Annotated in this window: 14 protein-coding genes; 11 read left to right on the top strand and 3 right to left on the bottom strand. The window is 54.1% G+C overall.

All coding sequences use genetic code 11. The features are described from left to right. The first annotated feature begins 71 nt into the window (after positions 1-71). On the top strand, positions 72-461 hold the full coding sequence (locus SC127_RS12755) for a tautomerase family protein (protein ID WP_215847712.1): 390 nt from the start codon (positions 72-74) through the stop codon (positions 459-461). A 216-nt stretch (positions 462-677) separates the two neighbouring features. Then, entirely contained in the window at positions 678-2,969 is a 2,292-nt protein-coding gene (gene opgB, locus SC127_RS12750) for a phosphatidylglycerol--membrane-oligosaccharide glycerophosphotransferase (protein ID WP_215847713.1), read from the top strand. Between the two features lie 183 nt (positions 2,970-3,152). On the opposite strand, the gene SC127_RS12745 is transcribed toward opgB, so the two are convergent. Further along, entirely contained in the window at positions 3,153-3,857 is a 705-nt protein-coding gene (locus tag SC127_RS12745) for a GNAT family N-acetyltransferase (protein WP_332626759.1), read from the bottom strand. A 98-nt stretch (positions 3,858-3,955) separates the two neighbouring features. On the opposite strand from SC127_RS12745, the gene pdxR reads away from it, so the two are divergent. The 5 genes from pdxR to yfaU all read left to right on the top strand — a co-directional run bounded on the left by pdxR (position 3,956) and on the right by yfaU (position 9,710). Beyond that, on the top strand, positions 3,956-5,392 hold the full coding sequence (gene pdxR, locus SC127_RS12740) for a MocR-like pyridoxine biosynthesis transcription factor PdxR (protein ID WP_332626758.1): 1,437 nt from the start codon (positions 3,956-3,958) through the stop codon (positions 5,390-5,392). Positions 5,393-5,547: 155 nt separating this feature from the next. Continuing rightward, a complete protein-coding gene (locus SC127_RS12735; RefSeq protein WP_243078656.1) occupies positions 5,548-6,330 on the top strand; it encodes an IclR family transcriptional regulator in 783 nt (260 codons plus the stop codon). Positions 6,331-6,343: 13 nt separating this feature from the next. Next, positions 6,344-7,546 (top strand): L-rhamnonate dehydratase, encoded by a 1,203-nt coding sequence (rhmD, locus tag SC127_RS12730; protein WP_215847716.1) that lies wholly within the window; start codon positions 6,344-6,346, stop codon positions 7,544-7,546. A gap of 51 nt (positions 7,547-7,597) precedes the next feature. Next, entirely contained in the window at positions 7,598-8,896 is a 1,299-nt protein-coding gene (locus tag SC127_RS12725; RefSeq protein WP_215847717.1) for an MFS transporter, read from the top strand. Between the two features lie 13 nt (positions 8,897-8,909). Next, complete coding sequence (gene yfaU / locus SC127_RS12720) at positions 8,910-9,710, top strand: 2-keto-3-deoxy-L-rhamnonate aldolase (RefSeq protein WP_215847718.1); 801 nt, start codon at positions 8,910-8,912, stop codon at positions 9,708-9,710. On the opposite strand, the gene SC127_RS12715 is transcribed toward yfaU, so the two are convergent. Further along, positions 9,694-10,776 (bottom strand): LacI family DNA-binding transcriptional regulator, encoded by a 1,083-nt coding sequence (locus SC127_RS12715; RefSeq protein ID WP_332626757.1) that lies wholly within the window; start codon positions 10,774-10,776, stop codon positions 9,694-9,696. The two genes, yfaU and SC127_RS12715, sit on opposite strands and share 17 nt — an antisense overlap. 193 nt (positions 10,777-10,969) lie before the next feature. Here SC127_RS12715 and SC127_RS12710 point away from each other — a divergent pair, with 193 nt between their 5' ends. The 4 genes from SC127_RS12710 to SC127_RS12695 are packed head-to-tail and all read left to right on the top strand — an operon-like array spanning position 10,970 to position 14,566. Beyond that, entirely contained in the window at positions 10,970-11,785 is an 816-nt protein-coding gene (locus SC127_RS12710; protein WP_332626756.1) for an ABC transporter substrate-binding protein, read from the top strand. Positions 11,786-11,839: 54 nt separating this feature from the next. After that, entirely contained in the window at positions 11,840-12,649 is an 810-nt protein-coding gene (locus tag SC127_RS12705) for an amino acid ABC transporter permease (protein WP_215847720.1), read from the top strand. Beyond that, entirely contained in the window at positions 12,646-13,419 is a 774-nt protein-coding gene (locus SC127_RS12700) for an amino acid ABC transporter ATP-binding protein (RefSeq protein ID WP_332626753.1), read from the top strand. Before SC127_RS12705 ends, SC127_RS12700 begins: the two co-directional genes overlap by 4 nt. 34 nt (positions 13,420-13,453) lie before the next feature. Beyond that, complete coding sequence (locus SC127_RS12695; RefSeq protein WP_215847721.1) at positions 13,454-14,566, top strand: NAD(P)/FAD-dependent oxidoreductase; 1,113 nt, start codon at positions 13,454-13,456, stop codon at positions 14,564-14,566. Positions 14,567-14,600: 34 nt separating this feature from the next. Here SC127_RS12695 and SC127_RS12690 read toward each other — a convergent pair whose 3' ends face one another. After that, positions 14,601-15,107: an RcnB family protein gene (locus SC127_RS12690; RefSeq protein WP_332626750.1), complete on the bottom strand. Its 507-nt coding sequence runs from the start codon at positions 15,105-15,107 to the stop codon at positions 14,601-14,603. Positions 15,108-15,138: the final 31 nt, after the last annotated feature.

The raw sequence follows: 15,138 nt of genomic DNA, 5'->3' as shown, positions 1-15,138 counted from the left end.
TTGCAGTGGAAGCAGGCAGCATGAGGTCATCAGCCTTTAGTAAATTTCTCATTAAAAACAGGGGAACCGCCATGCCTTTGCTGCAATTCGATGTTATTCAAGGTCGTTCTGAGTCAGAATTACGCACATTGTTAGACGCTGCTCATCGTGCCGTATTGACCGCTTTTAACGTACCCGAGCGCGATCGTTATCAGATTGTTCAGGAAAATAAGCGCTATCAGATGGTTTTTCAGGATACCGGTTTAGGTTTCAACCGCAGTGACAATCTGGTGATGGTGCGCGTCTATACCAGTCCGCGTAGCCGCGAACAGAAACAGCTGTTTATGGCGGAGCTGGCACGTGAACTGCGTGAAAACTGCGGTGTGCAGGGCAATGATTTAATGATCAGCTTTATCACCAACGACAAAGGCGACTGGAGTTTCGCGGACGGCGAAGCGCAATATCTGACCGGTAAACTGTAACCTCTTCCAGCGCCTCACTGACGGTGTTTTGTGATCGCCGTCAGTGCAAATCACATCAACTTTAAACCGCCGTTAAACCATTTCCTCTTCCACTCCACAATTCTGATCGGATGTGTTGCAGCCGTGTGACAGCCAAGATAGATTGTCGAAAAAACTATTATGAAAATGACCGATTGCGCAAGGCGCTGCGTACTCACCTGAAGAGAGGAATTGACGTTGTCCGAATTAGTGTCAGTCGTGTTGTTTCTGGCCGCTATTGCAATTTATTCCACTAAAGCCGGGCGAAATAAATTTTGGTTCATTGTTGTCCTGTTATTGCTTGTTCTGTTTGTGGTGCTCAACGCCACCCTTTATGCCAGCAACTATTTTACCGGCGACGGCATCAATGATGCGGTGCTCTATACGCTGACCAACAGCCTGACCGGCGCCGGTATCAGCAAATATGTCGTGCCCGCTATCGGGCTGATTATTGTGCTGTTTTCACTCTTTTGCCTGTTGTCGTGGCTGCTGCGTCGTCGTGCGCGTCCCCACAACTTCGGCTGGAGCCTATTGGCCTTTATCTGCGCTGTGGGTTCTGTGCAAACCACGCCCGCTTTTCGTCAGGTCGCTTCGCTGATCGCTTCCCATACCCAGCAAGCGAATTCAGATTTTGAAAACTTTTATAAAGTGCCTAAAAACCGTATCGACCATCCTAAACTCAATGTGGTCTATATCTACGGTGAAAGTTTGGAGCGCACCTATTTTGATGAGCAGGCTTTTCCGGGGCTGGCACCAGAACTCAGCCGTGAAAAAGAACAGAGCATCGACTTCAGCAATACCGAACAGCTGCCTGGCACCGATTACACCATCGCAGGCATGGTTTCATCGCAATGCGGCATTCCGCTGTTCGCGCCTTTCGACGGTAACGCGTCAGCTTCGCTTTCCAGCTTTTATCCGCAAAACGTTTGCCTGGGCGACATCCTGAAAAATTCCGGCTACGAAAACTGGTTTATTCAGGGCGCAGATCTACGCTTTGCCGGTAAAGATGTTTTCCTGACATCCCACGGTTTTAGCCCTGCCAATATGTATGGTTCGCAAGAACTTAAAAGCCGCGTTGCCGATCCCACTTATCGTAATAACTGGGGATATTACGATGACACGGTGATGGATGAAGTGTTTGAGAAATATGAAGAGCTATCACGTCAACAGAAACGCTTCGCGCTGTTTACGCTGACGGTAGACACACATCATCCCGACGGATTTATTTCGCGTAGCTGCCAACGCAAGAGCTACAGCTTTGACGGGAAACCCAACCAATCTTTCAGTGCCGTTGCCTGTTCACAAGAACATGTAGCGCGCCTGATTGAACGCATCAAAGCGTCACCCTGGTTCAAAAATACGGTGATTGTGGTGACATCTGATCATCTGGCGATGAACAACACCGCGCATCAATATTTGGTAAAACAACCGCGCCGTGACCTCTACATGATTATTCGCGGCGACCAACCGCAAGCTGAAGTGATCGAGACTAAACGCAGCACCATGGATAACGGCGCGACGCTGCTGGATATATTGGGCGGAGATAACGCTATCGGTTTGGGTCGCAGCAACCTTTCTTCTATCTCTCTTTCAACCCAGTTTGATGATTTGAAGAGCAAAGTACTGAGCTGGAAGCCCGATATCATTCAACTGTGGAATTTCCCTAAGAAAATGGACAGTTTCACCATTGATACAGCGAAAAACTCTTTCAGCTTTTCCGGTACCACCTTCAAATTACCGATTCTGTTTCGCGTAAACGATAAGCACGTTGAGCCGATGCCAGAAGGGGAATATTCAGCACCGCTGCGTTATCAGCTGGCCGATTTTGTCTCAACGGATAAATTTGTTTGGGTCGATCGCTGCTTTAAAATGGCGCGTTTATGGAAACCCGAACTGGCACTCTCCACCGATTATTGTCTGGCGATGGGGCAAATGGGCGGTCAACCCACCGTGACGCGGATTGATAAACCGCAGTGGAAGAGCAAAGTGCAATTTCCAGCAAGCACCACCAGCGATGCACAATATCAACGTAACCTCGCGCAGATTCGCGTGCTGGATAATGATATTCGCTATCAGGCCGATCGCTTTTTATTAACCGTACCGGGTGCACCTAACAGCGTAAAAAGCTTTAGCGGTATCTCGCGCCCGGAAAGCTGGGGACGCTGGTCGAATGCCAATCTCGCGCCGGAAGTGAAAATTGAGTATGTCGATCCACTGCCGCAGAAGTTTGATCTGGTGATCACCGCACGCGCCTTTGGCCCAAACGTACATCGTCCTATTCCCGTGCGTGTCGGCGATCAGCAGCAGCTGCTGACCTTAGGTGAAGAATTCTCCACCACCACGCTGCATTTTGATAATCCCAACGGCAGCCATAATTTGATTATTGTGCCACCGGAACCGCAATTGAGTAACATCGGCAATATCACCGGCCAGGATCCACGTAAGTTAGGCATCGGTATGGTGGATATCAAAATAGTGCCGCAGGGTTAACCTTAAACTTCCGCATTTTGGGCACAACGCAAAATTGATGTGCCGCAGCTGAATGTCGATGTCGCTGGGCTGAAAAACGGTAGACGTTGGGTAAAACGGTTACTGATGGTCATGGCCACCACCCTGGTGATGGCCATGACGTACATTTTTACCTGACGGCATGACGTTCCGTGAAGATGCTCATTAACGGCGCAGCGCCTCCAGCTTCTCGCGCTGCTCTCCTTGCGGCGTAAAGTTTTCGCTATGCAACCAGCGTTCAAAGCCGATTTTCACCTGCGGCCATTCGCCGTCAATGATTGAGAACCAGCAGGTGTCACGCGTGCGGCCTTTGTAAACAATCGCCTGACGGAATTCCCCTTCATAGCGGAATCCCAACCGCGCCGCCGCACGGCGTGAAGGGGCGTTGCAGCTGTCGCATTTCCATTCATAACGACGATAACCGAGCTGCTCAAAGGCATAGTGCATCAATAGGTAATGCGCTTCGGTCGCCATTCGCGTCTGCTTTAATAACGGTGAAAACGCGACATGGCCCACTTCAATTACGCCATGCTGAGGCTCGATGCGCATCAGCGCCAGGCTGCCGACTGCCCTTTCCGTTTGCAGGTCAATCACCGTGAAATGCAGCGGATCGCGGCTGCTTTCCATCTGCGCTGCACTCTCCAGCCAAGCCTGCTTATGGGTAAATGGGCCGACAAACATGTATGTCCAGTCGCGGCCATCTTCGGCCAGCGAATAGGCTTCAAACAGCGCATCGGCATGCTTTGCCACGCTAAACGGCTCAAGACGACATGATTGACCGATAAAAATTTCACGCTGCGGATAAGGCCGTTCCTGCCAGTCCAAAGACTGGCCAACGGGTTGACCATATTGATTCGTATGCTGTGACATGCTGCCTCCCGATTGAGATGATGAAAGCAGATTGCCACTTTGCTGGTCGCTTAAAAAGCGCCACAATGGTGGAAAATGATGGATCCACGGAGCGCCTGTTGTCGTCTTATATTTCCTCGTTGCTGTTTGCTCCCCTCACGGCTAAAGATGTCACGCTGCAGCAACAGCTTTATCAGCGGATTAAACAGGCTATTCTCAGTGGTCAGCTTCCTGCTGGCACCCGATTACCGGCCACACGCCAACTGGCCAACGAGCTGCAAGTTTCGCGTAATACGGTGATCAATGTCTGGACACATTTGCAGGCAGAAGGTTATGTGCTGAGCGATCGGCAAGGCAGCCGCGTTAGCCCCATGGTATCGCCTCACATACTCAACTCCGCTGACCTGCCCGCTTCTTTGCCGTTGGCCAATCGCCTGACATCGTTGCATTCCAGCCATCGCATCAACAGCGAAGAATACCCGCTGCGAGCGGGCGTGCCAGCGTTAAGCCATTTTCCATTTCCTGCATGGCGTCGAGCGTTAAACCGCGTGCTAAGCCAAACGCCGCACCGCCTGCTGGGTTATGGCGATCCGCTTGGAGAAAGCGCGCTGCGTGAGGCTTTAGCGCAGCATCTGAGTATGACGCGTGGCGTGCGCTGCACGGCGGAGCAGATTGTGATCACCGAAGGCGCGCAGCAGGCTTTATCGCTCTGCGTCACGCTACTGACTAATCCCGGTGAAACCGGCTGGGTTGAAGATCCGGGTTATCGCGGTGCCAAAGCCGCGATGCATGCTGGTGACCTTAATGTCATCCCGATTGCCGTTGATGCACAAGGTCTCGCGCCAGAGGAGCGTCACTGGCAAAACGTTCCGCCACGGCTGATTTACACATCGCCAACGCATCAATATCCGCTCGGTGTGGTGATGAGTGCGGCACGACGTTTGGCGCTGATTGCTGCTGCGCAACAGCATCAGGCATGGATTATCGAGGATGATTACGATGGCGATTATCACCATCGCGGCGAGCCGATTGCTGCCATGCAAGGCATGAGAGAGCGCGCCCCGGTAATTTATCTCGGCTCGTTCAGCAAAACATTGTTTCCTGCTTTGCGGCTCGGTTTTATGGTGCTACCCGCACATCTGCTTTCACGCATCCGGCCTGCGTTGCACGAATTACTGCGGGGCGGCAATCGGCTGGAACAGCAGGCGTTAGCGCGCTTTATAACATGTGGCGACTTCAGCCGTCATTTAAGCAAAATGCGCCGGTTGTATCGTCAACGTCAGGCCAAATTGCGCACCGAATTGCAACGCATACTGGGCGAAAACGTTGTGTTGTTGGGTGGCGACAGCGGCATGCATTTAGTCCTACAGCTTCAAGAAAATCAAGATGATGTGGCGCTGGCCGCTGCACTCTGGCAGGCAGGTTTTGCCCCGGCTGCGCTCTCGACGTTTTATCTTGCTGATCCCAAACAACAGGGATTGGTATTGGGCTACGGCAATACCAGCGACACGCAGATCGTTGCAGGTGCGCAGCAAGTGGGCCGTTTACTGCGCTGAGTACAGCCAACTGTACTGGCAACGCGGCACGTCTCACATTCTTGTACGCCATTGTTTGCCCAAAGCGGTCTGGCGCGATGAATTTGAAATAGCTCACATTTCTCCATTAACGAAAACACAACACTGCTCTCCAGATCCTTAGACTGGAGTCCAGTATGTTGGAAGTGACGCCTGTTCCGGCGCTTACGCGCGCCATCGCTATTCTCAACTTTATTGCGCAACACGGGCCATGCAGCGCTGCCGAGATCATTGAGGCATTGGCGCTGCCAAAAAGCAGCGCTTATCTGTTGTTTGCTGAACTCAAAAAACAGCGCTTGATCACGGTTGATCGTAACGATCATTACTGTTTGTGGACGCGGCTGGTGGAGTTTGCGGGTCATGCGCTTGAGCACATGGATATTCGCGATATTGCCCGTCCGCGCCTGACGCGTTTAATGCAGGAAACCAACCTGCTGTGCCATCTCGGCATCATTGATAGCGGTCACGCCTGTTACATCCTCAAACTTGAATCTGCCGCCACCATCAGCGTGCGTTCGCACGAAGGAAAAAGCCTGTCGCTGTATCGCTCCGGTATTGGCAAGTGCTTGCTGGCCTGGCAACCGGCCGAAGAGCAGGCGCGCATCATTGAATCGCTGCGCTTTGTTGCCGTTACGCCCACCTCCTTACGCAGCGCAGATGCCTTGTATACCGAACTGGCTCGCATTCGCCGTCAGGGTTGGAGCTTTGATAATGGTGAAGATTTTCCTGATGTGCGCTGCGTTGCTGCGCCGATTTTTGACGCCCGTCAGCAGTTGGTCGCCGCGATTTCGTTAGTCGGTACGCGTTTAGAGATTGACGACGACAAGCGCGATTACCTCGCGGGCCTGGCTATTGCCTGCGCTCGCGATATTTCTCGTTTGCTGGGCTGGCGCAGCCCAGCGGAAAAACACGCCTCATAACTCGGAGAACATTATGTCCCTACCTAAAATAAAAACGGTTCGCGCTTATTTTGTTGGCGGAGCAACGGCTGAGAAAGCTGCGGCTGGCGGCGATTATCACGATCAGGGTGCTAACCACTGGATTGACGATCATGTCGCCACGCCAATGAGCAAATACAAACAGTATGAGCAGTCACGCCAGTCGTTTGGCATCAATGTGCTCGGTACGTTAGTGGTGGAAGTGGAAGCGGAGAATGGTCAAACCGGTTTTGCGATCACCACTGGCGGTGAAATGGGCTGTTTCATTGTCGAAAATCACCTGAATCGCTTCATTGAAGGACGCTGCGTCAGCGACATTAAACTGATCCACGATCAGATGATGAACGCGACGATGTACTACGCCGGTTCCGGCGGTGTGGTGATGAATACGATTTCCTGCGTGGATTTAGCGCTGTGGGATCTGTTTGGCAACGTCACCAATCTGCCGGTTTATCAGTTGCTCGGCGGCGCGGTGCGTGATGAGTTGCAATTTTACGCGACCGGCGCACGTCCCGATCTGGCGCAAAAAATGGGGTTCATCGGCGGGAAAATGGCGGTGCAATGGGGACCGCACGACGGCGACGAAGGCATTCGCAAAGAGGTTGCACGCATCGCCCACTATCGCGAAAGCTGCGGTCCTGATTTCTGGCTAATGCTGGATTGCTGGATGAGTCAGGACGTCAATTTCGCCACCAAACTGGCGCACGCCTGCGCGCCCTACAACGTTAAATGGCTGGAAGAGTGTTTACCGCCGCAGCAGTTTGAAGGCTACGCGCAGCTTAAACGCCAGGCACCGCCAGGCATGCTGATTACCAGCGGTGAACATCACGGCACGCTGCAATCGTTCCGCACGCTAGCGGACACCGGCATCGATATTTTGCAGCCTGATGTTGGCTGGTGTGGTGGCTTGACCACGCTGGTTGAAGTCGCCGCGCTGGCTAAATCGCGTGGACAGCTGGTGGTGCCACACGGATCGTCAGTCTATTCGCATCATGCCGTCATCACGTTTACCAATAGCCCGTTCAGTGAATTCCTGATGACCAGCCCCGATTGCAGCACGCTGCGTCCGCAGTTCGATCCTCTGCTGATCAACGAACCCGTCCCTGAAAACGGTCGGTTGCATAAATCTGCGCTGGATAAACCCGGTTTCGGCGTTGAGCTGAACCGCGATGGCCTGAAGCGCCCTTACCATCATTAATAGCTTCGGCTGCGATCGGCGATCGCAGCCGGGTTCATGAGGATCATTCCGATGAATACACCGGTGCAAAGTGCGTTGAAAAGCGCAGTGAAGAAAAATCGCGCCCGCCTCATTCCGTTCATGTTGATGCTCTACGTGTTGGCGTTTCTCGATCGCGCCAATATCGGCTTTGCTAAAGAGGCGTACCAGCTGGATACCGGCCTGAGCAACGAAGCCTACGCTTTAGGGGCCGGTATTTTCTTTGTGATTTACGCGCTGCTTGGCGTGCCCGCTAATTTGCTGATGCGCCGCTTTGGCGCGCGCAGTTGGATTGGCGGCACCACCTTACTGTGGGGCTTTCTCTCTGCGTCGATGGCTTTTGCCGATACCGAAGCAAAATTTCTGCTGGTGCGTACCTTGCTTGGCGCAGCAGAAGCGGGCTTCTTTCCAGGCATGATCTATCTGACGTCACAGTGGTTTCCACAACAACAGCGCGCCAGCGTGATGGGATTATTTTACATGGGAGCGCCGCTGGCTTTAACGCTGGGGTCGCCGCTCTCCGGTGCGCTGCTTGAAATGCACGGTTTCCTCGGCCATCCCGGCTGGTTCTGGATGTTTATCATTGAAGGTTTGCTGGCGGTCGCGGCGGGTATTTTCACCTTCGGTTATCTCGACAACACGCCTGCCGAAGCACGCTTTCTAAGCACAGCCGAAAAACAAGCTTTGCAGCAGCAACTCATCACTGAAGAGCAGCAAAAACCCACGGCGCACCTGCGCGATGCGCTACGTAATGGCCGCGTTTGGCAGCTGGCCATCATCTACATGACCATCCAGATCGCAGTATATGGATTGATCTTCTTTCTGCCTTCTCAGGTCGCCGCCCTGCTTGGCACCAAAGTGGGCTTTACAGCTTCACTGGTTGCGGCAATTCCGTGGATCGCCGCATTGTTCGGTACCTGGCTGATTCCCCGTTATTCCGACCGCAGCGGCGAGCGGCGTCGCGTCGCGGCCTTTACCTTGCTGGCCGCGGCATTGGGCATTGGCATTTCAGGTCTGGTTTCGCCGCTGCTGGCGATGATTGCGCTTAGCGTAGCGGCGGTGGGTTTTATCGCCGTACAGCCGGTGTTCTGGACCATGCCAACCCAATTGTTATCGGGTACCGCACTGGCAGCAGGTATCGGCTTCGTCAACCTGTTTGGTGCCGTGGGCGGCTTCCTCGCCCCGCTGATTCGCGTAAATGCGGAAATAGCGTTCAGCAGCAGCAGCGCCGGATTGCTGGCGTTGGCGCTGATCGCGGCAATAGGTTCAATGCTTATTCTCAGCCTGAAGGTCGGACGCAGCGCGCCGCAACCTCAGCAGGCAAGTCATTAATACAGGAGGCAACATGCAGGATCCATTACACAATCCCTTTAAAGCCGGGCTGGCCAGGGGTGAAACGCAGATTGGTTTATGGCTCAGCAGCACGTCGTCTTATCTGGCTGAGATCGCTGCCACCAGCGGTTATGACTGGTTATTAGTGGATGGTGAGCACGCGCCCAATACCGTGCAGGACCTTTATCATCAGCTCCAGGCAATTGCGCCCTATCGCAGCCAACCGGTGATTCGCCCGGTGGAGTTTCAAACCGCGCTGATCAAACAGGTTTTAGATATTGGGGCGCGCACCTTGCTGGTACCAATGATCGACACCGCCGAGCAGGCGCGCGCGCTGGTCGCGGCTACGCGTTACCCGCCGCTGGGTACGCGCGGCGTAGGAGCCGGCGTTGCACGTGCGGCGCGCTGGGGCCGGGTGGAGAATTACATGGCGCGTGCCAATGATGAGCTCTGCCTGCTGATTCAGGCTGAGAGCAAAACGGCAATTGAGAATCTGGACGCTCTGCTCGAAGTAGAAGGCGTTGATGGCATCTTTATCGGTCCAGCGGATTTGTCGGCGTCACTGGGTCATCCCGATAATGCCGATCATCCCGAGGTGCAAATGCTCATTGAGCAAAGCATCAGGCGCATACGTCGTGCCGGTAAAGCCGCAGGCTTTCTGGCGGTGAATATTGCGATGGCGGAGCGGGCAATCAGCTGGGGTGCGAATTTTGTCGCCGTCGGCGTCGATACCATGCTCTACACCTCGGCGCTGGACAGTCGCTTAGCGCATTTCAAAAGCGGCACCCCGTCAGCGACTAAATCGAGTTATTAAGCTTTGGCGCGGCAATGGATTGCCGCACCATTAATTCTGCCTCAAAGCGTGGCATCGGTCCGGGCGATTCGCCGCGAATCTCAGCAATCAAGCGCCGTGCCGCTTCGCGTCCCATTTCATACACCGGTTGCGCCACCACCGTCAGCGGCGGTGTCACCACTTCGCTCCACGGGAAGTTATCGTACATCATGAAGGAAACATCCTGTGGGATACGCAGCCCGCGCCGCGTGATTTCTCGCAGCAGCCACATCGCTACCACGCTGTCAGACGCAATCAGTGCGCTGGGCGGCTGTGGTCGCTGCCATAATGCATCAACGATACGCGCAATCTGCTTTTCATCCTGCGCATTCACCTGCACCAATCCCGGATCAAACGGCAATTCCGCTTCAGCAAACGCCTGCATCATGCCGCCCACACGCTGCGCCACCGGTGTTAAACCGAAATCAGCCGATTCCTGATAGTCCCGATCCAGTTCCATACTGGTGACGTAGGCTATTTGCTGATGTCCAACGCTGATCAACTGCTGTGTTGCTTGTCGAGCAACACCGGTAAATTCGCAGCAAATCGCTTCAATATCTAAACCAATGACAGCACGATCAAACAATTTAAGTGCCCGGCCTTCTGCCAGAACCTGCATTAAATGGCTGTTCTTCTGCTGGTCCGAACAGCTAGGCGCAACAATAATGCCGTCCACCTGCTTTTCCAGCATCACGCGAACCGCTTCCTGCTCGGCCAGCGATTTTTCATCGCTGTTGCTCAACAGCAGATGGAAGCCCGCCAGACGCGCAACATCGGCCATGCCGCGCAGCGCCAGACCAAAATGCGGGTTTTCGATATCACCCACAATCACGCCAATGGTGTTGGAGCGCCCGGTATTCATGCTGCGCGCCAATTCATTGGGCCGATACCCTAACTGCGACGCCGCGCTGTTGACACGATCCTGAACCTCATCACTGACCGCGCCATAACCGCCAAGCGCCCGCGCTGCCTGCGCTTTTGAAACATTTGCTGCCCGTGCCACATCAGCCACGGTTGGTGCTTTTGAACGCGATTTCAGGTTGGTCATAATTATTTCGAATCACAAGTTGATGACAGGAAGATTGACGTTGAAAAAAGGCTGTGCTTAAACTCATTCTAACCCCTTGAGACCGGTCTCACAATGACAACGTCATCAAGGTGTCACTTATGTTGAGACCGGTCTCAAAAATAAATTTCCGGCTCAACTGTCTCTGATGTTTAACCTGCAAAACGGATGAGCTATGAAATCGCAAATGACTCTGAGCAAACTGCTCTGCACCTCCATCGCCCTGTGTTCGCTTTCGTTCAGCACGCTGGCGGCGTCAACCGCCAATCCTTACGGCTTGATTGAACCCGGCCATCTGCGTGTTGCCAGCGTGGGGGATTCCAAGCCTTACACCTTCACCGACGCCAGCGGTCAGTTCACCGGCTTCGACGTCGAATTCTTCAAAAACGTGGCCCATCGCATGGGGATCGATAACGTCGATTTTATTGGTCAGGACTTCTCGGCAATCATGCCAGCCGTGGCTAACGGGCAATATGATGCGGCGGTAGCGGCTATCGGCATTACGCCGGCACGGGAAAAAACCGTGGATTTCTCGACCGGATATCTTGCCGGTTATCTTACGGTGCTTACCCGCAGCGACAGCGGCGTAAAGAACGTGGAGACGTTAGCTAAACGCCGTCTGGGTGTGATTCAAGGCACTTTGCAGGAAAACTACGCGGCACAGCATTTCACCCAAAGCGATCTGGTGCGTTTTCCCGATAACAACGCCGCAATCTCTGCGCTGAACAACGGCACGCTTGATGCCGTATTCCTTGATTACGAAGCGGCCAAAAGCTATGCCGATCGCTTCAAACTGGTTTCTGCCGCCGACATTCCCTCGTTTGATGCGCCCGCTGGCGTCGCCATCGCCAAAGGTAAACCTGAATTCAAAGCCGCGCTGGATAAGGCCATCAAAGCCGCGATGCAGGATGGCACCTGGAAACAGCTTTACCAGAAATGGTTCCCTGGCTCGCCAATGCCAAAACAATATCTACCCGACGGCCAGTCTTAACGCAGACGCTTAGCGTTTTGCGCCAACCTCATCCGTACTGACTGGAGAATGGCGATGGATCTTTTCACAATTCTTTCTCGCACCTTTTTCGATTTTCCTTCGATGATGGAGGTGCTGCCGCAACTGCTGGCGACGGGCCTGGTGAACACGTTGATCATCTCGCTTGCCGCTACGCTGCTCGGCACGCTGTTTGGCTTGCTGCTGGCGCTGATGGGCATTTCGCCCTCACGCTGGCTGCGTATACCCGCTCGTCTTTACACCGATCTGTTTCGCGGCCTGCCCTCCATTCTGACCATTCTGCTGATTGGTCAAGGCCTGGCGCGTTTCAGCTATCAGCTGTTTGGCCCTACGCCCTACCCGCTTGGCATTTTTGCGCTCAGCCTGATTGCCAGCGCTTATATGGGTGAAATTTTCCGTTCCGGTATTCAAAGCGTTGAGCGCGGCCAAATGGAAGCCTGTCGTGCACTGGGCATGAGTTATGGACGCGCGATGCGACTGGTCGTGATCCCACAAGGGATTCGCCGCGTGCTGCCCGCTATCGTGAACCAGTTCATTGCCATCATTAAAGATTCGTCACTGGTTTATCTGCTGGGTTTGATGACCAACCAGCGCGAGCTGTTCCGCGTGGGCCAGGATGCAGCAGTACTCACCGGCAACCTTTCACCGCTGATGCTGGCTGGCCTGTTTTATCTGGTGATTACCGTGCCGCTTACCCACATGGTGAACTATGTCGATGTGCGCTATCGCACCGGCCGCCGCCGTCTTAGCGCACCGCAAAGTGGGTTAAAAGAGGTGGACGAAGTGCAAAAGCTGCCCAATAACACACTGGCGACCAATCCATTAATCAGCGATCGGGGGCAATGATGAGCCAAACACGTCTCGCCGAGCAGCCTGCTCAGGCCAACTGGCATGGCGCCAGCCTGGAATTGCGTGACCTCACACTGGCTTACGGGCCGATCGACGTCCTGCGCGGTGTCTCGCTGAAGATCGCGCCTGGCACCACCACCTGCATTATTGGACCATCCGGCTCGGGTAAATCGACGCTGCTGCGAGGAATCAACCGGCTGCATGAACCCAAGTCGGGCGATGTATTTCTGGCGGATCGATCGGTGCTGCGTGACAAGCCCGACGCGTTAAGGCTGCGCATCGGCATGGTTTTTCAGCACTTCAATCTGTTCCCGGATCACAGCGCGCTGGAAAACGTGGCGCTGGCACCGTGGAAAGTCAAAGGGCTGCCGAAAGCGCAGGCGTTTGCGATTGCCCGCCAGCGGCTGGAGGAAGTGGGATTAGGCCCGCGCGCCGATCAACACCCCCGCGATCTCTCTGGCGGACAACAGCAGCGTGTAGCGATTGCCCGTGCGTTAGCGATGGATCCTGAAGTCATGCTGTTTGATGAAGCGACCTCGGCGCTTGATCCCGAATTGGTGAAAGGCGTGCTGACATTGATGGCTGATTTATGTCGCCGCGGCATGACGATGGTGGTGGTCACACATGAGATGGGCTTTGCGCGCAAGGTTGCCGATCAGGTGGTGTTTATGGACGAAGGTGAGATTGTCGAAGCCGGTTCGCCCAGCGCTATTTTTGACGCGCCGCAATCGCCGCGTCTGCAACGTTTTCTTTCGGAAGTGCTGTAATCCTTCCCCACTTTTAAACGTAAGGAACTTAACAATGGCGGTAAAAAACGACATGCACGTCTTGGTGCTGGGTGGCGGTGTATTAGGGGTTTCTAGTGCGTTAGAACTGACAAAGCGCGGTGCGAAAGTCACCTTGTTAACAGAAGCCGCGTTGTGTTCTGGGGCTTCGGGACGTTCGCTGTCGTGGCTAAACTCCGCAGGTGAACGATCGAAGCCTTACCACGCCCTGCGTATGGCGGGTATTGATCGCTATCGTACGCTGTTTGCTGCCGATCCTACACGTGACTGGCTGCGTTTTGATGGCGGCCTTTGCTGGCCTGCCAACGATGTGGCGGGAACACAGGCGCGCCACGCTTACGAAAAAGCGCACGGCTACGATTCGCATTTGATTACGCCCGCTACCGTGGCACAGGTCGATAAAGGTGTCGATCCGCAAGCGATGGCAGAGGAAGCGATTTTTAATCCCGGCGAAGGTTGGGTCAGCTTGCCGCATTTGATCGCGCATCTGTCTGGGCAGTTTCGTGCGCTGGGCGGTGAAATTATTGAGCACGCCGGCAAAGCCAGTGTCATTGCCGAACAAGGTCGCGCGAAAGGAATCCGCTATGATAAAGGCGAAATAGCGGCGGATGCCGTGCTGGTTGCCTGCGGTCCCTGGACGCCAGATGTGGTCGCGCCGCTGGGTGTCACCCTTCCCAACGGATCGCCGGTTTCCATGTTGGTGATTACAGAGGCAAGCGATCAACCGCTAAAAACAGTGCTGAATACCCCGCGCGCGGCGGTGCGGCCCAATCCCGGCAAGCGTTACGCGCTGGATCATGACTGGTATGAAAACGACATCAAACTGCAAGCGGATGGCACTTATCAGATCGAAGAAAGCGTAGTGGCACAACTGGCGCAGGAAGCCAGCAAGCTGCTGCGCGCTGGCACACCACTGAAGGCGGAAAGCTGGAAGCTGGGATTAAAACCGATCCCAGGCGATGGCGATCCCGTGTTGGGTGAGCTGGAGAAAGTGCCGGGCTGTTTTGTGGCGTTTACCCATTCGGGCGCAACGTTGGCATTGATCGTTGGAGAACTGCTGGCGGATGAGATTGTTACCGGAGAGAAGCATCCTATGCTGGCCGCTTTCCGCGCCGAGCGCTTTGGCTAACAAAAGAGCCGGTCATCTCGACCGGCTCTTTTATTTATCCACGGAAGAAAATATCGCCTGATTTACCCATAACAATTTTACCGGTGTCATTGGTAATCAAAATGTAGTTGGCGTTGATGTAAGCCCAATGGGTATTTTCTTGTGGCGCAGGCAGATTACGTTTTTGCCATTCAGTGATAGTGTACGTTTTTTCGGTGTACTGCTGCGGCACGGTATCGCCCACTTTGTACTCTTTGTAATCGATAATGATGGTGGTGAGATCGTAGTTTGGCGTGCCGGTTGGCGCATTCGCATCAGGCTGCGCTGGCGTAGTCGGCGTAATGCCATCATTAGATTGTGAAGACGGTGCTTGTGGCTGTGGTGTTGTGGTATCTGGCTGCGCGGCATTAGCATCTGGCTGCGCGTTGGGATCGGCCTGCTGAATTTGCGGCGGCGGCGGCACGGTGTCAGTGCCTTCATTGGCGGCTTGAGCAGCGGTAACAAGGCTCAATGAGCCAAACAGTAATCCTACTGAAAGAAAAGCGATGTGAGTCCTGCGCATAATGATTTCCACGTTGAATTAGTATGAGTAA

The sequence above is a fragment of the Pantoea sp. T14 genome (genome assembly GCF_036663535.1).
Taxonomy (GTDB): Bacteria; Pseudomonadota; Gammaproteobacteria; order Enterobacterales; family Enterobacteriaceae; genus Pantoea; species Pantoea phytostimulans.
Note: the sequence above shows the minus strand (reverse complement) of the source record. Positions and strands in the feature narration are given on the sequence as shown.